Annotated in this window: 16 protein-coding genes; 12 read left to right on the forward strand and 4 right to left on the reverse strand. The window is 65.8% G+C overall.

Annotated features, from left to right (window positions below; translation table 11 throughout):
- The first annotated feature begins 480 nt into the window (after positions 1-480).
- From AC1DFR_RS12615 to AC1DFR_RS12625, 3 genes are read left to right on the forward strand one after another with little or no spacing between them, the layout of a single operon-like run.
- A complete protein-coding gene (locus AC1DFR_RS12615) occupies positions 481-2,514 on the forward strand; it encodes a glycosyltransferase family 2 protein (protein ID WP_476873494.1) in 2,034 nt (677 codons plus the stop codon).
- The gene (locus AC1DFR_RS12620; RefSeq protein WP_476873495.1) at positions 2,511-3,017 is read left to right on the forward strand and encodes a DUF7793 family protein; all 507 of its coding nucleotides are present in this window, start codon (positions 2,511-2,513) and stop codon (positions 3,015-3,017) included. The genes AC1DFR_RS12615 and AC1DFR_RS12620 overlap by 4 nt, the downstream gene beginning before the upstream one ends.
- Positions 3,007-4,539, forward strand: coding sequence for a putative bifunctional diguanylate cyclase/phosphodiesterase (locus tag AC1DFR_RS12625; RefSeq protein WP_476873496.1), 1,533 nt, complete (start codon positions 3,007-3,009; stop codon positions 4,537-4,539). Before AC1DFR_RS12620 ends, AC1DFR_RS12625 begins: the two co-directional genes overlap by 11 nt.
- 150 nt (positions 4,540-4,689) lie before the next feature.
- Here the strand turns inward: AC1DFR_RS12625 and AC1DFR_RS12630 are convergent, their stop codons facing one another.
- Positions 4,690-4,839: a hypothetical protein gene (locus AC1DFR_RS12630; RefSeq protein ID WP_164468567.1), complete on the reverse strand. Its 150-nt coding sequence runs from the start codon at positions 4,837-4,839 to the stop codon at positions 4,690-4,692.
- 310 nt (positions 4,840-5,149) lie between these two features.
- Here AC1DFR_RS12630 and AC1DFR_RS12635 point away from each other — a divergent pair, with 310 nt between their 5' ends.
- Complete coding sequence (locus tag AC1DFR_RS12635; protein ID WP_476873497.1) at positions 5,150-6,073, forward strand: hypothetical protein; 924 nt, start codon at positions 5,150-5,152, stop codon at positions 6,071-6,073.
- Positions 6,074-6,269: 196 nt separating this feature from the next.
- Here the strand turns inward: AC1DFR_RS12635 and AC1DFR_RS12640 are convergent, their stop codons facing one another.
- Entirely contained in the window at positions 6,270-6,920 is a 651-nt protein-coding gene (locus tag AC1DFR_RS12640) for a hypothetical protein (RefSeq protein ID WP_476857095.1), read from the reverse strand.
- A gap of 101 nt (positions 6,921-7,021) precedes the next feature.
- Between AC1DFR_RS12640 and AC1DFR_RS12645 the strand changes: the two genes are divergently transcribed.
- The 4 genes from AC1DFR_RS12645 to sucD all read left to right on the forward strand — a co-directional run bounded on the left by AC1DFR_RS12645 (position 7,022) and on the right by sucD (position 13,277).
- Positions 7,022-7,879, forward strand: coding sequence for an inositol monophosphatase family protein (locus AC1DFR_RS12645; protein WP_476857096.1), 858 nt, complete (start codon positions 7,022-7,024; stop codon positions 7,877-7,879).
- A gap of 360 nt (positions 7,880-8,239) precedes the next feature.
- On the forward strand, positions 8,240-10,798 hold the full coding sequence (gene pcrA, locus AC1DFR_RS12650; RefSeq protein ID WP_476873498.1) for a DNA helicase PcrA: 2,559 nt from the start codon (positions 8,240-8,242) through the stop codon (positions 10,796-10,798).
- A 394-nt stretch (positions 10,799-11,192) separates the two neighbouring features.
- Positions 11,193-12,362 (forward strand): ADP-forming succinate--CoA ligase subunit beta, encoded by a 1,170-nt coding sequence (gene sucC, locus AC1DFR_RS12655; RefSeq protein ID WP_018776032.1) that lies wholly within the window; start codon positions 11,193-11,195, stop codon positions 12,360-12,362.
- Between the two features lie 12 nt (positions 12,363-12,374).
- Complete coding sequence (gene sucD, locus AC1DFR_RS12660; protein ID WP_028275595.1) at positions 12,375-13,277, forward strand: succinate--CoA ligase subunit alpha; 903 nt, start codon at positions 12,375-12,377, stop codon at positions 13,275-13,277.
- A gap of 183 nt (positions 13,278-13,460) precedes the next feature.
- Here the strand turns inward: sucD and AC1DFR_RS12665 are convergent, their stop codons facing one another.
- Entirely contained in the window at positions 13,461-13,943 is a 483-nt protein-coding gene (locus AC1DFR_RS12665) for an SRPBCC family protein (RefSeq protein WP_476873499.1), read from the reverse strand.
- Positions 13,940-14,302 (reverse strand): ArsR/SmtB family transcription factor, encoded by a 363-nt coding sequence (locus AC1DFR_RS12670; RefSeq protein ID WP_476857099.1) that lies wholly within the window; start codon positions 14,300-14,302, stop codon positions 13,940-13,942. The genes AC1DFR_RS12665 and AC1DFR_RS12670 overlap by 4 nt, the downstream gene beginning before the upstream one ends.
- 246 nt (positions 14,303-14,548) lie before the next feature.
- Between AC1DFR_RS12670 and AC1DFR_RS12675 the strand changes: the two genes are divergently transcribed.
- The 4 genes from AC1DFR_RS12675 (at position 14,549) to iolD (ending at position 19,114) form a co-directional block, all read left to right on the forward strand.
- Complete coding sequence (locus AC1DFR_RS12675) at positions 14,549-14,953, forward strand: tautomerase family protein (protein ID WP_476873500.1); 405 nt, start codon at positions 14,549-14,551, stop codon at positions 14,951-14,953.
- Between the two features lie 244 nt (positions 14,954-15,197).
- A complete protein-coding gene (gene iolC / locus AC1DFR_RS12680) occupies positions 15,198-16,199 on the forward strand; it encodes a 5-dehydro-2-deoxygluconokinase (RefSeq protein WP_223914263.1) in 1,002 nt (333 codons plus the stop codon).
- Positions 16,196-17,146, forward strand: coding sequence for a Cgl0159 family (beta/alpha)8-fold protein (locus AC1DFR_RS12685; RefSeq protein WP_476872063.1), 951 nt, complete (start codon positions 16,196-16,198; stop codon positions 17,144-17,146). The genes iolC and AC1DFR_RS12685 overlap by 4 nt, the downstream gene beginning before the upstream one ends.
- Positions 17,147-17,185: 39 nt before the next feature.
- A complete protein-coding gene (iolD, locus tag AC1DFR_RS12690) occupies positions 17,186-19,114 on the forward strand; it encodes a 3D-(3,5/4)-trihydroxycyclohexane-1,2-dione acylhydrolase (decyclizing) (protein WP_476873501.1) in 1,929 nt (642 codons plus the stop codon).
- Positions 19,115-19,121 lie beyond the last annotated feature (7 nt).

Here is a 19,121-nt window from a genome sequence, read left to right on the forward strand (position 1 = left end):
CGCGCCGGCAGCCGGCATCAGCTCGTGAAATTTCCGGGGTGTCTGATGTCCGGCAAGCCTCTGACCTTGCATTATCATAAGGGCACTCACCGGAACATTCCGGTGCGGCGTGCGGGTTTTGCCGTAGGCGCGCGCCAATATGCCGACTTTGCAGTCTTATGGGGACTAATGCCAGATCAGCTTGTCTTGCCGCGCTTGGATTCGGAAAGCGCGACCACCGAACAAAAAGGTGCGGTCCGGCGCCGTCAATGGGGAGCAGAGCGGCGTTCCGAGCCGCTGTCAATTGTTCATCCGAGACCGTCCCGGCGCAAAATAATCCTTGGCCGCCTGGGAATTCTCACGACGCTGGCGGCCTGGGTAACATACGTTATTTCCACCATTCTGAAAGAGCTCGCGGACAACCCCAATGCGGGTTTCCGGTTTCAGTTTGAGACGGTCTCCTACCTAATCGTCGTAACATTCCTGACGTTTTCCGCCCTCATGTACCTGATGGCCCGGCAGGGCGCCCTGTACCGGTTCCGGGACCATGCCAGGGTGCCGCGCGGCGAGCTTGACCGGCACTTCGCCGAGTACGCCGAGGGCATCACCGTGCTGGTGCCCTCCTACGCCGAAGAACCCCAGGTGGTGCGGGCGACGCTGTGGTCCGCGGCGCTGCAGGAGTTCCCGGACCTCAAAGTGGTGTTGCTGCTCGATGACCCGCCGCATCCCTCAGACCTTGGTGACCGGGTCCGGCTGGACAAGACCCGCGCACTGACTGCGGAGATCGCCGCAGAACTCAGCGTCCCGGCGTCGCGCTTCAATGCTGCCCTGGCCGATTTCCGCAACCGGGAAAAGGCGCACGGGCGCGGCACTGCCGCCGAGGTGGCCCTGCTGATCGCCGAATATGAGGCAGCCGCCGAATGGCTTGAATCGATGGCTGCTGCCGAAACGGTGGAGGACCACGTCGACGAGTTCTTCGTCGACCTCGTCCTGATGGGCCTGGCCCGCGAGCTGAGGCTCGTACTCCTGGGACTGAACGCTGCGCTGGCCCAGCAGACCTCGCCGCCGCGCACCCGGATCGAAGAGCTGTACCTCCGGCTGACCTGGATCTTCAACGTCTCCACCGAAACGTTCGAACGCAAAAAATACGAGAGCCTTTCCCACGAGGCGAACAAGGCCATGAACCTCAATGCCTACATTTCCCTGATGGGCCACACCTGGCAGAAGGAAACCACCGCCGACGGCGTGATCCTGCGCAAGGTGGGCGCCGGCGTCGCCCCGGAACTGGACTGCGAGATCATGGACGTCCGGGACACGACTTACCTGTTGACGCTCGACGCCGACTCGCTGCTTCTGCGCGACTACTGCCTCCGGCTGGTCTACTTCCTGGAATCGGCCGGCAACGAGCGCGTCGCGGTCACCCAGACGCCGTATTCCTCCTTCCGTGGTGCCCCCACCCGCATCGAACGGGTCGCCGGAGCCACCACCGACCTCCAGCACATCCTCCACCAGGGCATGACCTACTACGGTGCGACGTTCTGGGTGGGCGCCAACGCCGTCATCCGCAAACGCGCCCTGGAGGACATCGTCGAGGTGGAAACCAACGGGGCCTTCGAGATCCGGACCTACATCCAGGACCGAACCGTCATCGAAGATACCGAATCCAGCATCGATCTCGGCCAGCACGGCTGGACCCTGGTGAACTATCCGGAACGGCTCAGCTACAGCGCCACGCCCCCGGACTTCGGCTCCCTCGTAGTCCAGCGCCGGCGCTGGGCGAACGGCGGCCTGCTGATCCTGCCCAAGCTGTGGGTCCAGCTCCGCCAACACCGGTCCGAGCGCCGCGCGATCCTGTTCCGGGAGGTGCTGCTGCGGGTGAATTACATGGCCTCCATCGCGTGGGCCAGCTTTGGTCTCGTCTTCCTCCTGGCGTACCCCTATGACAGCCGGCTGCTGAGCCCGATCGTATTCATCGCCGCCCTGCCGTACTTCCTGGCCATGGGCAGCGACCTGCGCGACTGCGGCCACCGCTTCAGCGACATCCTCCGGATCTACGGCTTCAACCTCGTGCTGCTGCCGGTCAACCTGGCGGGCGTGCTGAAATCGCTGCAGCAGGCCGTCACAGGCGACAAGATTCCCTTCGCCCGCACGCCCAAAGTCAAGGACCGCACCGCCGCCCCGGCGATCTACGTCCTGACCCCGTACGCGATCGTCGCCTTCTCGCTGCTGACCGTATGGCGGGACGCGCAAGTGGGGAACTGGGGCAATGTGGCCTTCGCCTCCGTCAACGCCATCCTCGCTGCCGGCGCGATCCGCGCCTACATCGGAGTCTTCAACTCCGCGGTGGATGTCTTCCTCGGGGTGGTTAACTGGCTGTATGTCAGTCCCAGGCCCAAGAAAGCGAAGGAGAGTCCCGTGATTGCCAAGACAGCCGAGGAAGTCGACTGGGAAACGATTCTCTATCACGGCGACCGACGGCTGAACCGTGACCTCCGGGGCTCCGCGGACCGCCGCCGTCGAATTGCGGTCCGATGACGCTCGAGGCCCTGGCCGGGCCCGAGGGGCGGCTGCCGGAGGGCCTGCCGGACACGGCGGCCGCGGCCGGCGTCGTTCTGGGGGCGGCGGCGGTCACCGCGGCCCGGGCGACCGACGGTGCGCTCGCCGACGGCGGTGCCACCCGTAGCATCGGGGTGCGGATGATCGACGGCGGAATCATCGAGGTCCTGTTGCCCGCCAACCAGGAGATCGAGGGTCCGGAGGCGCGCATCGCCGGCGACATCGTCCGCACGCTCGCCGCGGGACGGCGGATGCCGGTGCTCCTGGTGATCACCGGCGTCGTCGGTGTCAGCATGGAGGCCCGCCGGGTCTACAGCGGTTCCATAGCGGCGACAGCGTTCGCCCTGGTGGGCGAGAGCCCGGTGGACCGGGTCATTGCCCACTACCTCCTGCGGTCCCGAAGCGAGACGATCCCGGCCCAGTTCTTCACCTCCGAATCCGCGGCCGTTGAGTGGCTAAGGCAGTACACCCGTGAAGAATGAAGCACCGGACCCCAGGCTGCACGCCCTCGTGGAAGGCATCGTGCGGATCGCCGGCGGCGATCTGAGCACCCGGATCCCGCATTCGGGAGCCCGCGACGACGTCGCCGCCGTCATCGCCGGCATCAACCTGATGGCCGATGACCTGCAGACCATCTACCAGGAGCTGGAAGAGCGGGTCGAAAGCCGCACGGCAATGCTGCGCGAGGCGCAGGTGGAGCTCGAACGCATGGCGCTGACCGACCCACTGACCCAACTCGCCAACCGGACGGCACTGAACTCGGTCCTGAGCCATGCGCTGGCGGAGTCCTCGCGCGGCGAAATGCCGCCGGCCCTCCTGATTCTGGATCTCGATTCCTTCAAGGGCATTAACGACACCCTGGGGCACAGCGCCGGCGACGACGTCCTGCGGGCCATCGCACGCCGGCTCCAGGACGCCGTCCGCGAGACTGACACCGTGGCGCGCCTTGGCGGCGACGAATTCGCCGTCATGCTGCCGAAGTCCAATCTGGTCCGGGCACGCAGGGTAGCGAACAGGATCCTCAAGGCACTCAGCGAGAGCCTCGACGTCGGGGACCTGAAAGTCACCTGCGGAACGAGCATCGGCCTGCGGATCGCGGAACCCGGCCAGTCCGTCGATGACCTGGTCATGGAGGCCGACACGGCCATGTACGCGGCCAAGGCGCAGCAGCACAGCAGCATCAAAGTCTTCGAGCCGGCCCTGCTGTACGCGCGCCGGCTGCAGAGCGTCATGATTACGGAAATGCGCGAAGCCATCCGGCAGGACCAGCTGACCCTGCACTACCAGCCGGTGGTAGACCTCGCGACCGGCAGGATCGAGGGTGTGGAGGCGCTGGTCCGGTGGAACCACCCGGAGCGCGGTCTGCTCATGCCGGACCAGTTCATTCCCCTGGCCGAGGAAACCGGCATGATCGTGGACCTGGGCCACTGGGTGCTGCGCAATGCCGTGCGCCAATTGCGCAAATGGCAGCAGGACTTGCAGGTGGACAGCACCTTTAACGTCCGGGTCAACATTTCCACCACCGAACTGCAAAACCTCGAGCTGATCGAACATGTGCGGGACATCCTCAGGGAGACCGGCGTGGATGCATCAAACCTGATCGTGGAACTGACCGAGTCCATGGCGGTCAACGGCGGCGACGTCGACCAGTATTCGCTCAACGGCCTTCGCCGGCTCGGCGTCCAACTCGAGATCGATGACTTCGGGACCGGCTATTCCTCCATCAGCTACCTGCGCAAGCTTCCGGTGAACGTGGTCAAGATCGACCGGAGCCTGATCAACGGCCTCGGCGACGACGAGCAACAGCGGGACTTCGTAGCCGCCGTGCTGCACCTCATCCACGCCTGCGGCCTGAAGGCGCTGGCCGAGGGGATCGAGACGGCGGAACAGGCGGAAGTCCTGCGCGAGATGGGCTGCGGCAGCGGGCAGGGCTACTACTTTGGCCGGCCCGCGCCGGCGGGCGAGATTGTGGCGTTGTTTGCGGGGGGTGGAAAGCTCTTGTAGCTCCGGGTTGATGGTTGTTGGGGCGGGGCTGGTTGGTGCTGTGCTTTCGTCTCCATGTCGCCGTGATGCGGTCTAGATGGTGTCCCTTAAATGAAAAGCGGCGGGCCCGGACTTGATGTCCGATGCCCGCCGCAGCCGTTCCGTTTCCGATTAGTTCTTCGGAGTGGAGTTCGGCCACCAGCCGACCGCTACAACGGAGCCCTGGCTCGAACCGCTGGAGGCAGACACTGCTGCTGAGGCGGACAGGCCGGCGCCGGCCAGCGCGCCGGCGACGAGGAGCGTTGCAAGGATTTTCTTCATTTGGACTCCTGATACGTAAGAGGCTGATGTGACTCATGTGATGCAGGTTTAGTATAGGGGAGATCGACACGCCACAAGGTAACAATTTATAAAGAATTGTCGCCGGATGTGATATTCACACTCGTGTGTGAATCTTGCGTGAACCCTGCGCAGGTCCTTCTTGCGTGGCTGGTTCGATTCCGCTCTCGCGGCAACGGATAATTGAGGCATGCAACGAAACTCAGTTTCACCGTCCTACGCCGCTGCAGAGTTGCAGGCTCGGGAACATCGAAGCAGCCACGACTTCGGCCGTGCGGCCAGCAGCGCCCAGGTGGCCTCGGAAATCGCGACGAACGACGGTGACCTGACGGCTGCCTGGGGCATGCGGCTCTTTCAGGCGGAGAATCTGCTTGACGCCGGCGATTTTGAGGCCTGCGCCGCGCTTGCCGCCGAACTGGTGGATGGCGCCTTCGGAGCTCCGGCTGAAGATGCCCGCGGCAAGGCAAATATCCTGCTCGCAAAAGCCAGGCAGGGCGCCGGGATGTTGGGGCAGGCGGCCGACGCAGCGCGGATGGCCGCGCGTTTATCTTCGGGGGCGGGTGACGTGGAAAATAACGTCAAAGCCCGGCAGGCCCTCATCGCTGCTCTCGCCGAAAGCGGCAGGTTGGAGGAGGCCTGGAGCGAGAGCCTGATGCTGGCCGACGACATATCCAACGAGGTCGACGACCAGCTGGTCGGCAAGGCCTACTGGGTTATCGGCAATGTTGCGTTTCTCTGCAATAAAGTGGCAGAGGGGCTTGAATATCACGAGCTCGCGGCGGAAACTTTTTCGCCGGCTCGAAATCTTGATATTTGGGCCAAATTCAACAAAGCATCCGCGGCAATGCGCCTGGCCGCCGAGGTCGCCGATGCGGACACACTCCGCTGCATCGAACGCGCTGAACTGGCCACGGACGTCATTGGCGGATCCGATGAGGACCACATTTTGCTGAAACTGAACCGCGGTCACTGGAATTTCCTGGCGGGTGACCCGCAGGCGGCCATCGCCATCCTGACCGAGATCAGCACCGTCGCGGAAAAGACGTCACCGCAGATTCTGGGCGAGGCCTCTCTGTTGCTGGGCCGGTCCCATGCTGCCGTGGGGAACGCTTCCGAGGCGCAGACGCACCTGCTGGAAGCAGCCGACCACTTTGAGAAGGCTGGCGCCCCGCAACGTGCCGAACAGGCCCGGGAATTCCTCACGGCCGCGCCCTGAGCCAGCTCTGAGTGGACATGCCCTCCGCTGGACTTGAGGGATGGACATAATGGCAAGATGTCCACCGGCCGGGCCGAACGCTGGACATGTCCCGTGCTCGGGGCCGGGTGCGAGGGACGACTCCAGCCACCGCAACCAAGAATGGACATGTCCGGTGTCCTAAGCCGGGAATAGAGAACTAGCCCTGCCGCGCGAATCAGGACTGGACATGTCCCGGGGTGGCCGAAGCCGCGGCAGCCTTGCGTCCGAGTAACACGGCGGCGACGCCGGCCACGACGCTCAGCGCCAGAAGGACCCAGCCGGCCACAGTGAGCCCGGAGGCCAGGGCGACCTGAGCGCCGTCGAGAGTGTCGGCGGACATCATTTCATCGATCACCGTGTTGCCCCACAGCCGGACCGCAGCAAAGAGCAGCGGCAGCGACCACAGCGCCCAGCGCAGGGATTTCCGGGCCACGTTGGTTCCGATCAGCAGCAGCCAGGTGAAGCCAAAGATCAGCGGGAAGAGCATCCCGGCCGTCTTGTGGACATAGTTCAGCTGGCCCCGGGCATCGGCGTCCATGGCCGCGCGCAAATGCTCCACGAACCCCAGGTCAAAGCCGCCCACCAACGAGTCGGGCATTGCCTGGCCGCCCGACAACTGGGTGAGCTGGTTGAGGGTGAGCAGGTGCAGATACCAGAACAGGAACAGGCTGGCCACGACCCCGGCGATGACAATCAGATTGCTGTTGCTCTGTGCCTTCTGCGGTGTCCGGCTGGTGGTCGGATTGATCACCGGAGGGAGATGGTGCTGGGGGACCGCCGCGTTGGCGCCGTGCTTTTTGATCCGCTGCGCGGGTGTCTTGGCCATGGCTCCATTATCGCCCGTCCTGCACACCCCTCCGCGCCGCCGTCTGCCCTGGTGCCCGCGCCGGCTGTTCACTGCCATCGGGCGCCGATAGTCTGGGACGCGTGACCGAACTAGGAAAACACCGGCTCGGCCGGCACAGCACCGCAGATCTCGACCCCTCACTGGATGACTACCAACTGGCCGAGGCCCTGGTCCGCGAGGCCGGCACCCTGGCGCTGTTGATGCGGCAGGCCGGGCTTGAAGGCAGGCAGAAGACGTCGGTCTCGGACGTGGTCACGGCCGCCGACCACGCCGCCGAATCCTACGTGCTGGAACAGCTTCGGCGCTGCCGCCCCGATGACGCCGTCCTGGGCGAGGAAGGCGCCTCTGTGGCGGGCAGCAGCGGCCGGACCTGGGTCATTGACCCCGTCGATGGGACCTTCAACTTCCTGCATGGATCCACGTACTGGTGCTCGGCCATTGCCCTGAAGGATTCCTCCGGTGCAGGGCTCGGCGCCATCTTCCAGCCGGAGGAGGACAAACTCTGGCTGGGCGGGACGTCCCGTGCGGCGACGCTCAATGGCGAAAAACTGGTCACCTTCCTGCCCGGCGCGTCCGGTGGCACCGGACGCTCCGACACGCCGCTGGCTGATCTCGGCGCGGCAACCTACATCCACCCGACGTGGCTTGCCGATCCGATGTGTGCCATGCCCTGGCACGCGGCAGCGACGTCGGCGGCCGCGCTGCGCATGTTCGGGTCCGGCTCCTGCGACCTCGGCCGGGTCGCGGACGGAGAGCTCGGCTGCTGGTTCCAGCACAGCTGCCCCGAGTGGGACTGGCTGCCCGGGAAGGCGATCGTGGAGGCGGCCGGCGGCGCGACCGACGTCGTGCGCGTCAACGGACTCGACTGGTTCATCGCGGGAGGCACGACGGCGGTCCAGCAGCTGCGCGCCGCGCTCAGCTCCGGGGGCGTCGGCTAGCTTCCCGCCTGCCGGACCTCCCCGCGGGACATGCTCATTGTTCGCGGCGGGCTCCAGGGGGCATGCTCATTTTTCGCTGTCAGGAGCGGGCACCAAGGGAGTATGTCCAGTGGTCACGGGTGGCGGAGGACATGTCCGTTGGGCAGAGCTGTGTCCGTAGCGCATGCTCATTGTTCAGAACAACCTCGGCGGTCTTCAGAACAACCCGGGTCTTCTCCATGACAGCTTCCGCGGGGCATGCTCATTCTTCTAGGTCAGGACTGGGCGCAGGGGGATTATGTCCACTGGGCGCGGGTAGGGAGGGCATGTCCCGACGGGCGGACACGGCTGTCAGCGCCACCGCCTAGACTTAGATACACCATGGATATGTTGTTTGACCCTTACGCCGACGGACCCTTCCAAGCTGCCTCCAAGGCGGCGGCAGGCACTAAATCGCGCTCCGGGTCCGGCCTGGCGGGCCTGGATTCCGGACCGGATTCCGCCCCGCACGGCGGAAACCTGCACGGCGCCGCCCCGCACGGCGCCGCCCCGCACGGCGACGGCCCTGACGGCGGCTGGGACCGCCCGCAGCTTCCGAACGCCGGCGAACTCCTGGAGGGGCTCAACCCCGAGCAGGAAGAAGCGGTCAAGCACGCCGGCAGCGCCCTGCTGATTGTCGCCGGCGCCGGGTCGGGCAAGACCCGCGTGCTTAGCAACCGGATCGCCTACCTGATCGCCACGAGGCGGGCGCACCACGGCGAGATCCTGGCCATCACCTTCACCAACAAGGCCGCGGCCGAAATGCGGGAACGGATCGAGGCGCTGGTCGGCGGCCGGGCCAAGACCATGTGGATCTCCACCTTCCACTCCTCCTGCGTCCGGATCCTGCGCCGCGAGGCCAAGAACGTCGGGCTCAACTCCAACTTCTCGATCTACGACTCCGCCGACTCGCTGCGCCTGATCACCCTGGTCGCCAAGAACCTGGACCTTGACCCCAAGCGCTTCGCGCCCAAGGCCATCCAGCACAAGATCTCCGCGCTCAAGAACGAGCTGATCGACGCCGACAGCTACTCCTCCAGCGCAAACTACAACGATCCCTTCGAGCAGGCCGTCGCCGAGGTCTTCAAGGGCTACACCCAGCGCCTGCGCCAGGCCAACGCCATGGACTTCGATGACCTGATCGCCGAGACCGTCTACATGTTCCGGGCCTTCCCGGCGCTCGCCGACTCCTACCGGCGCCGCTTCCGGCACGTCCTCGTGGACGAATACCAGGACACCAACCATGCCCAGTACGCCCTGGTGCGCGAGATCGTCGGCGAGGGTCCCGACGCCGCCGAGCTCACCGTCGTCGGCGATTCAGACCAGTCCATCTACGCCTTCCGCGGCGCGGACATCCGCAACATCGTGGAGTTCGAAAAGGACTACCCGGACGCCCGCACCATCAAGCTCGAGCAGAACTACCGCTCCACCCAGACCATCCTCAGCGCCGCCAACTCGGTGATCTCCCGCAACCCCAACCGGCCGGAGAAACGGCTCTGGACGGCCGAGGGCGACGGCGAGAAGATCGTCGGCTACGTTGGCGAGAACGAACACGACGAGGCCCAGTTCATCGCCAAGGAAATTGACCGGCTCCAGGACGAGGGCAACCTGCGCCCCGGCGACGTCGCCATTTTCTACCGCACCAACGCCCAGTCCCGCTCGATCGAGGACGTCCTGGTCCGCGTGGGCCTGCCCTACAAGGTGGTCGGCGGCACCCGCTTCTACGAGCGCAAGGAGATCAAGGACGCCCTCGCCTACCTGCGCGTCCTGGTCAACCCGGACGACGACGTCAACCTCCGCCGCATCCTCAACGAACCCAAGCGCGGGATCGGTGACCGAGCCGAGGGTGCCGTCGCCGCCCTGGCAGAGCGTGAGCGCACCTCCTTCATGGCCGCCGCGCGGCGCGCAGATGAAGCCCCGGGCATGGCGACGCGTTCGGTCAACGCCGTGCTGGGCTTCGTGAAACTCCTCGACGACCTCTCCGAGGTCGCTTCCGGCTCCGGCGCGGCCGCGGCTCTCGAAGCCGTGCTCGAACAAACGGGCTACCTTGCCGGGCTGCGTTCCAGCACCGATCCGCAGGACGAGTCCAGGGTGGAGAACCTCGCCGAACTGGTCGCCGTCGTCCGGGAATACGAACGCGACAACCCCGAAGGCTCGCTCGGAGCCTTCCTGGAGCAGGTCTCCCTCGTGGCCGACGCCGACCAGATCCCGGACGCCCCCGGCGGTGACGCCGAAAACCTGGCGGCCGCCGTCGCCGAAGCCAAGCGGCTCGGCGTCGTGACCCTGATGACGCTGCACACCGCGAAGGGCCTGGAATTCCCGGTGGTGTTCCTTACCGGCATGGAGCACGGGCTGTTCCCGCACCAGCGCTCCGCCACCGATCCCAAGGAACTGGCCGAGGAACGCCGGCTGGCCTACGTGGGGCTGACCCGTGCCCGCAAGCGTCTCTACCTGACCAGGTCCGAGGTCCGCAGCATGTGGGGCCAGAGCCAGTACAACCCTGCGAGCCAGTTCATCGAGGAGATCCCCGCCGAGCTCGTCGAATGGAAGCGCGAAGGCGCCAGCCGCCAGAGCGGAGGCTGGGGGAGCGGTGCCGGGATCGGGTCCAGCCGCTACGGCGGATCGTTCTGGGGTGCCGGGACAGCCCGCGGCGCCGCGGCCAGCCCGTCCGCCGGCTTCAACGCCGACGTTCCCGCCGCGGTGGCCAAGAACAGGGTCCAGCCGCAGAAGGAAGTCGTCGCCGTCAGCGTGGGGGACAAGGTCAACCACACCAGCTTCGGCAACGGCACCGTCCTGGCGGTGGAGGGCGCCGGGGACAAGACGGTCGCCAAGGTCAAGTTCGACATCGGCGAGAAGCGGCTGCTGCTGCGCTACGCGCCGCTGACCAAGCTGGACGCCTAACTGACCGCGTAGCTGGACGTTTGGCTGAAGACCCAACGGGAGTCCGGAGACCGGTCCGCCAGCACCCCGTGCAGCCGGATGCACGGGCGTTCGCCGTACATTACGAACGCGGGTCTGGCACGCCCGCGCCGGCCTTCGGAGCGCCGTCGGACACCCCAAAAACCCCGTAATCTAGCGGTTTTTCTACGCTCCATAGAATAGTGTCCTTACTCACATAACCGGTACTCTGGAACAGGCTGGTCCGATCGAAGGACTAGAGTTCCCAAAGGAGCATTGCGCCGTGTGGCTCGTTTCCAAGCTTGTCGCAGGGTGCGTTTATTCCGCAGCCCGGTAACCGCGAGAACGTGGGGTCCGGCTGTACAGAAACTACTTCGACGTAGAAGGACACTAAACCGTGGACCTGTTTGAATATCAGGCGCGCGATATGTTCGAGGCGCACGGTGTACCCGTGCTTGCTGGCATCGTGGCGCACACCCCTGAAGAAGCAAAGGCAGCTGCCGAAAAAATCGGCGGCGTAACTGTCGTAAAGGCGCAGGTCAAGGCCGGAGGCCGCGGCAAGGCCGGCGGCGTCAAGGTCGCGAAGACCGCTGACGAAGCGTTTGAACACTCCACCAACATCCTCGGGATGGACATCAAGGGCCACACCGTGCACCGGGTGATGATCGCCCAGGGTGCAGACATCGCCGAGGAATACTACTTCTCCGTCCTTCTGGACCGGGCCAACCGCAACTACCTGGCCATGTGCTCGGTTGAAGGCGGCATGGAAATCGAGCAGCTCGCCGTTGAGCGCCCCGAGGCCCTGGCCAAGATCTCGATCGACCCGGCCGTGGGCATCGACCAGGCCAAGGCCGACGAAATCGTCGCCGCGGCAGGCTTCGCCGAGGAACTGCGTGGCAAGGTCGCCAGCGTAATCCTGAAGCTCTGGGACGTTTTCAAGAAGGAAGACGCCACTCTTGTGGAGGTCAACCCGCTGGTCCTGACCGGCGCCGGCGACATCGTTGCACTTGACGGCAAGGTCTCCCTCGACGAGAACGCCGACTTCCGCCACCCCAAGCACGCCCACCTTGAAGACAAGGACGCTGCTGACCCGCTCGAGGCCAAGGCCAAGGCGCAGGACCTCAACTACGTCAAGCTGGACGGCGAAGTCGGCATCATCGGTAACGGTGCCGGCCTGGTCATGTCCACCCTCGACGTCGTTGCTTACGCCGGCGAGAACCACGGCAACGTCAAGCCCGCGAACTTCCTGGACATCGGCGGTGGAGCTTCCGCCGAGGTCATGGCAGCAGGCCTCGACGTCATCCTGGGCGACCCGCAGGTCAAGTCCGTCTTCGTCAACGTCTTCGGCGGCATCACCGCCTGTGACGCCGTCGCCAAGGGCATCGTCGGTGCACTGGCCGAGCTGGGCCACTCCGCGAACAAGCCGCTGGTAGTCCGCCTCGACGGCAACAACGTTGAGGAAGGCCGCCGCATCCTGGCCGAGGCCAACCACCCGCTGGTTACCCTGGCCGCCACCATGGACGAGGGCGCCGACAAGGCTGCCGAGCTCGCCAACGCAGCGAAGTAGAGGGACTCGACTATGTCTATTTATTTGAACAAGGACTCCAAGGTCATCGTCCAGGGCATCACCGGCGGCGAAGGCACCAAGCACACCGCCCTGATGCTCAAGGCCGGCACCAACGTTGTGGGCGGCGTCAACGCCCGCAAGGCCGGCACCACGGTCCTGCACGGCGACGCCGAGATCACCGTCTTCGGCACCGTCAAGGAAGCCATGGCCGAGACCGGCGCTGACGTTTCCATCGTCTTCGTGCCGCCGGCCTTCACCAAGGACGCCGTCGTTGAAGCCATCGAGGCCGGCATCGGCCTCGTCGTCGTCATCACCGAAGGCGTGCCGGTCCAGGACTCCGCCGAGTTCTGGGCACTGGCCCAGTCCAAGGTGGACGCCAACGGCAAGCAGGTCACCCGCATCATCGGACCGAACTGCCCCGGCATCATCACCCCGGGTGAGGCCCTCGTCGGCATCACCCCGGCCAACATCACGGGCAAGGGCCCCATCGGCCTCGTCTCCAAGTCGGGCACCCTGACTTACCAGATGATGTACGAGCTGCGCGACCTCGGCTTCTCCACCGCCATCGGCATCGGCGGCGACCCGGTCATCGGCACCACCCACATCGATGCCCTCGAAGCCTTCGAGGCTGACCCGGAGACCAAGGCGATCGTCATGATCGGCGAAATCGGTGGCGACGCCGAAGAGCGTGCCGCCGACTACATCAAGGCCCACGTCACGAAGCCGGTTGTTGGCTACGTGGCCGGCTTCACCGCTCCGGAAGGCAAGACCATGGGCCACGCCGGCGCCATCGTCTCGGGCTCCGCGGGCACCGCCCAGGCCAAGAAGGAAGCCCTCGAGGCTGCCGGCGTCAAGGTCGGCAAGACGCCGTCCGAGACCGCCAAGCTCCTGCGCGAGGTCTTCGCGACCCTCTAGGTCCGAAGCACCACGGCAAATAAGCGCCACTGCAATACAGCAACGCGGGGTCACTTACGGCCCATTCCACTCGGTGGGATGGGCGCGGAGTGACCCCGCGTTGTTTCTTTAAGTACGACGGCGGCAGGCCACCTTCCCCGGGAGGTGACCTGCCGCCGTCGTACTCTTTAAGACCCGGAGGTCCTAGACCTTGGCCCCGCTGAGGACTTCCTCGAGCTGTTCGTAGGCTTCGGTCATGCCGCCCTCCATTCCGGACTGCGCCATGCCGTCGCGGGCCTCCATGCTGGGGTAGACCGCGTGGCCGCGGAGCCGCGAACGGCCGCCGCCCAGGTCCTCGAAGGTCAGGGACTCAATGCTCACCACGTCCGGGTAGCCATCGAATTCGAAGGTCTGGATGGCGAAATCATTCTCGCGGACAGTGTGGAAGACACCGGTGAAACCATAGGCGCTGCCGTCCGGCGCGGTGTGGGTGTAGCGGTAGCTGCCGCCGGTCCTGAAGTCGTAGTGGTCAACAGCCATAGTCAGCCGCCGCGGGCCAAGCCATTGGGCGACGAGCTCGGGATCCTTGTGCGCCCGGAACACCTCGGACACCGGAAAATCGAATTCACGCTCGAAATCGATGAACGGCAGACCCTCAGGGACCGTCAATTTCAGTGCGTTGCTCATGATGCATCCTTTGCCTGTGTGCCGCTCTGGGCGGCGCGGATTTCAAGCACGGCGTCAAGGCTGCGGAACTGCCCCTCGCGGACCAGCCGGTACTGGTCGATCCAGGCGGTGAGCGCTTCCAGCCGTGCAGGGTTCAGGTGCACGGGCCGGCGCTGGGCGTCACGGGTGCGCGTGACAAGTTGCGCCTGCTCGAGGACCTGGATGTGTTTCGAGATCGCCTGCTTGGTGATCGCGAAGGGCTCCGCCAGTTCATTGACGGTGGCCGGGCCCCGGCTGAGCCGGGCAATGATGCGGCGGCGGACCGGATCGGCGAGGGCCAGGAAGGCCGCGTCGAGCTCGCTGTCGTCGCTGGAATCCACTTGGTGTCCCCACCTCCCGTCCCGACCATGGATAATCAACCGCCTTGTTGATCAATCTCTAGGTTGTTAACGCTATCCCTGGGCTCCGGCCTGCGCAATACCCCAACGCGGGGTCACTTAGCGCCCATTCCGCACCCGAGGATGGGCGCTAAGTGACCCCGCGTTGCTGTGTGCTGTCACGGAATCCTTGCGCAGCTTCAAATTACTTTGTTAGTATGTCAGGACAAACTAGTGAAGGAGATGCGAGTGCCTCTCGTACGAATTGACGTCAACCAGGGCCGCGGCGCGGAGCAGCTCCGCGGGCTCAGCCAGGGCATCCACAACGCGATCGTGGCCGAATTTGGCATTCCGGAGCGGGACTACTTCCACGTGCTGACCGAGCATCCCGAGGGGCAAATTGTCGCCCAGGATGCCGGGCTCGGCTTCGAGCGGACGCCGGGCGTGGTGATGATCCAGATCTTCACCCAGGCCGGCCGAAGCCAGTCCGCCAAGCAGTCCCTGTTTGCCGCCATTGCGGACAGGCTGGCCGCCGCGGGGGTCGCCGGCGAGGACGTTTTCATCGGATATGTCGAGAACACCGCGGGGGACTGGTCGTTCGGTTTCGGGCAGGCCCAGTACGTCACCGGCGAACTCGGCGTTCCCGCCAGGTAAACACCCGGGTATTTCCGGCGCCTGCCCCGCCGCCGCGGCGCCGCGCGGGGCATCATTTGAAGTCCCCGTGTCATGTTGTAAATATGTCAGTACAAACCTTTGACAGTACATGGATTCTAAGGCAAAGTAGTGGTTGTGGCCCGGCTCACGCCAGGCCCCAAAGCACTGAATAAGCACCGCAGAAACGCCGAAGCTCAGGCTGCGCAAAGGTATCGAGTCCACACCAGAAAGGTCCACGATCACCGTGACCCACGAACTGCTCACGATCGGGCGCATCAGTGTTGATATCTACCCGAACGACATCGGGGTGGATCTGGAGGATGTCACGTCCTTCGGAAAGTACCTTGGCGGATCCCCATCCAACGTAGCGGTCGCCGCTGCCCGCCATGGCCGCCGCACCGCCGTCATCACCCGCACCGGCGACGACGCCTTCGGCAAGTACCTGCACCGCGAACTGCGCAAATTCAACGTGGACGACTCCTTCGTCACGGCGGTCAAGGAATGGCCCACCGCCGTCACGTTCTGCGCCATCAAGCCGCCGGAGGACTTCCCGCTCTACTTCTATGGACGCTTCCCCACGGCACCAGACCTGCAGATCAAGGCCGAGGAACTGGACCTGGACGCCATCAGGGACGCCGGGATCTTCTGGTCCACCGTCACCGGACTCTGCCAGGAGCCCAGCCGCACCGCCCAGCTCACGGCCCACGAGGCACGGCCCCGCACCGGGCTCAAGGAAGGCCAGTTCACCATCCTGGACCTCGACTACCGGCCGATGTTCTGGGCCTCCGAGGAGGAAGCCCGGGAACAGGTCGCCAGGATCCTGCCGCACGTCACCGTCGCGATCGGCAACGACAAGGAATGCGCCGTCGCCGTCGGGGAGGGCACCCCGGACGAACAGGCGGACCGGCTGCTCGCGGCCGGCGTCGAAATCGCCGTCGTGAAGCTGGGCCCTGAAGGGGTCATGGCCAAGACCCGCACCGAGCGTGTGGTCTCCGCCCCGGTGCCCGTGGAAACTGTCAACGGCCTCGGTGCCGGCGACTCCTTCGGCGGGGCCTTCTGCCACGGCCTGCTCTCCGGCTGGCCCCTGGCCCAGGTCCTCGATTTCGCCAACGCCGCCGGCGCCCTCGTCGCCTCCCGCCTGTCCTGCGCCGACGCGATGCCGACGCCGGACGAAGTCACCGGCCTGCTCGCCGAACGCGGCCGCCTGCTGCCGGGTACCTACGCCACCGAAGGAGCAGCACTGTGAGTGCAAACCCAGCCGTCGCCACCCGTGGGGTGAACGATGATCCCCGCCGCTACGAGCACCTGAGCATTATCCGGCTCGAAGACCCGGAAGCGATTGCCCGCGCCGCCAAGGCACGGCGCCGCCACCCCGGTGTCAGGGCCCACCGGCAGAACTTCATTGTCGCCGCCGACCACCCGGCCCGCGGCGCGCTCGCCGTCGGAAACGATCCGGTGGCCATGGCCGACCGCCGCCAGCTCTTGGACCGCCTGCAGATAGCCCTGGCCAACCCGGACGTGGACGGTGTCCTCGCCTCGCCGGACATCATGGACGATCTGCTCCTGCTCGGCGCGCTCGAGGGCAAGCTGCTCTTCGGCTCGATGAACCGTGGCGGACTCTCCGGCCTGGTGAACGAATTCGATGACCGCTTTACCGGCCACACCGCGGCCGCGCTCGAGGCCCTGGGCGCCGACGGTGGCAAGATGCTGACCCGCATCTGCCTCGGCGACCCGGACACCGTCGCCACCCTCGAAGCGACCGCGAGGGCCATCGACTCCCTCGCCGAACGCAGGCTGATTGCCATGGTGGAACCGTTCCTCTCCGTCCGCGAAAACGGGAAGGTCCGCAACGACCTCTCCACCAACGCCGTCATCAAGTCAGTCGCCATCGCCGAAGGCCTTGGCGCGAGCAGCGCCTACACCTGGATGAAGCTCCCCGTGGTGGCCGAGATGGACCGCGTCATGGCGTCCACCACGATGCCCACCGTGCTCCTTGGCGGAGACCCGGACGCTGGCCAGGACGAGGTGTTCGCCAGCTGGCAGACTGCCCTCGCATTGCCCGGCGTTCAGGGCCTCACCGTCGGCCGGACCCTGCTCTACCCGCAGGACGGCGACGTCGCCGGCGCCGTGGCAACCGCGGCCTCGCTGCTGCACCACACCGAATCCACCCGCACCAAAGAAGTATCGGAGTAGCTTCCCATGGGAATGAGCACGGCATCAGGAACACGCAGAATGACGGTCGCGCAGGCCGTCGTCGAATACCTGTCCAAGCAGTACACCGTCGATTCGGTCGGCGGCCAGGACTTCCGGGAACGCCTGATTCCGGGCACGTTCGGCATCTTCGGCCACGGCAATGTCGCCGGCGTCGGCCAGGCCCTCAAGCAGTACCAGCAGCTCGATCCGACGATCATGCCGTACTACCAGGGCCGCAACGAACAGGCCCAGTCCCACCAGGCGGTCGGCTTCGCCCGCCACACCCGCCGCCGCCAGACCTTCGCGATCAGCACCTCGATCGGTCCGGGCTCCTCGAACCTGCTCACCGGCGCGGCGCTGGCCACCACCAACCGGCTGCCGGTCCTGCTGCTGCCGAGTGACACGTTCGCGACCCGCGCCGCCGACCCCGTGCTGCAACAGCTCGAACAGCCCTACGCCTACGACATCACCGTCAATGACGCATTCCGGCCGCTGTCGAAGTTTTTTGACCGCGTCTCCCGGCCAGAGCAGCTGTTTTCCGCGTTCCACCACGGACTCCGTGTCCTCACCGACCCGGCCGAGACCGGCGCCGTCACCATCTCGCTGCCCCAGGACGTCCAGGCCGAGGCCTTCGACGTGCCCGAGGAATTCCTGGCCGAGCGCGAATGGCGGATCCGCCGCCCGGACGCCGACGACGAGGACATCCGCCGCGCCGCCGAGGCGATCCGCGCCGCCAAGCGCCCGCTGATCATCGCCGGCGGCGGCGTGCTCTACGCCTACGCCAACGAGGAACTCGCGAAGTTCGCCGAGCTGACCGGCATCCCGGTCGGCAACACCCAGGCCGGCGTCGGCGTGCTGCCCTGGGACCACAAGTTCTCCCTCGGGGCCATCGGCTCCACCGGCACCACGGCGGCCAACGCCATCGCCGCCGAGGCCGACCTCATCATTGGGATCGGTACCCGCTACGAGGACTTCACCACCGCCTCCCGGACCGCGTTCCAGAACCCGGACGTGAAATTCCTCAACATCAACGTCACCGCTCTCGACGCCTACAAGCACGGCACCTCACTGCCGATCGTGGCCGATGCCCGCAAGACCTTGGTCAAGCTGAACCAGGCCCTCGGCGGCTACCGCATCGGCGCGGACCTCGAGCAGCGGATCGCGGCCGAGAAGAAACGCTGGGACGCCACCGTGGACGAGGCATTCGACACGCGGTTCACGCCGCTGCCGGCGCAGAACGAGATCATCGGCGCCACGAACCGCGCCATGGACGCCCAGGACGTCGTCATCTGCGCCGCCGGCTCACTCCCCGGTGACCTGCACAAGATGTGGCGCGTCCGGGACCCGTTCGGCTACCACGTCGAATACGCCTACTCCTGCATGGGCTACGAGATCCCGGGCGGCCTCGGGGTCAAGCGCGCCGCCCTGGCCGAAGCCGCCAAGGGCGGCACGCAGCGCGACGTCGTCGTCATGGTGGGGGACGGCTCCTATCTGATGATGCACACCGAACTCGTCACCGCCGTCGCCGAGCGGATCAAGCTGATCGTGGTTCTGATCCAGAACCACGGCTACGCCTCGATCGGTTCGCTTTCCGAGTCCCTCGGTTCCCAGCGCTTCGGCACCCAGTACCGGGCGCTGGATGAGGAACACCACAGCTTCGACGACGGCGACCGGCTCCCGGTCGACCTGGCCCTGAACGCCGAAAGCCTCGGCGTGAAGGTGATCCGGATCGAACCGGGGGAGAAGGTCATCGCCGAGCTCGAGCAGGCCATCCGGGACGCCAAAGCAGCCCCCGAACGCGGCGGCCCGATCGTCATCCACGTTGAATCCGACCCGCTGCTCGATGCCCCCAGCTCCGAGTCATGGTGGGACGTTCCGGTCTCCCAGGTCTCCGAGCTCGACTCCACGAAGCAGGCCTTCCAGACCTACACCGACCACAAGGCCCGCCAGCGCAAGCTGCTCGGCTGACCCCCCC

The sequence above is a fragment of the Arthrobacter sp. 05T410 genome (genome assembly GCF_056396505.1).

What these genes read in the sequence shown, in the direction of transcription:
- AC1DFR_RS12665 (WP_476873499.1), bottom strand. Translation starts at nt 13,943, where the DNA reads ATGAGCAACGCACTGAAATTGACGGTCCCTGAGGGTCTGCCGTTCATC.
- AC1DFR_RS12630 (WP_164468567.1), bottom strand. Translation starts at nt 4,839, where the DNA reads ATGAAGAAAATCCTTGCAACGCTCCTCGTCGCCGGCGCGCTGGCCGGC.
- sucD (WP_028275595.1), top strand. Translation starts at nt 12,375, where the DNA reads ATGTCTATTTATTTGAACAAGGACTCCAAGGTCATCGTCCAGGGCATC.
- AC1DFR_RS12615 (WP_476873494.1), top strand. Translation starts at nt 481, where the DNA reads ATGTACCTGATGGCCCGGCAGGGCGCCCTGTACCGGTTCCGGGACCAT.
- AC1DFR_RS12640 (WP_476857095.1), bottom strand. Translation starts at nt 6,920, where the DNA reads ATGGCCAAGACACCCGCGCAGCGGATCAAAAAGCACGGCGCCAACGCG.
- AC1DFR_RS12620 (WP_476873495.1), top strand. Translation starts at nt 2,511, where the DNA reads ATGACGCTCGAGGCCCTGGCCGGGCCCGAGGGGCGGCTGCCGGAGGGC.
- iolD (WP_476873501.1), top strand. Translation starts at nt 17,186, where the DNA reads ATGACGGTCGCGCAGGCCGTCGTCGAATACCTGTCCAAGCAGTACACC.
- pcrA (WP_476873498.1), top strand. Translation starts at nt 8,240, where the DNA reads ATGGATATGTTGTTTGACCCTTACGCCGACGGACCCTTCCAAGCTGCC.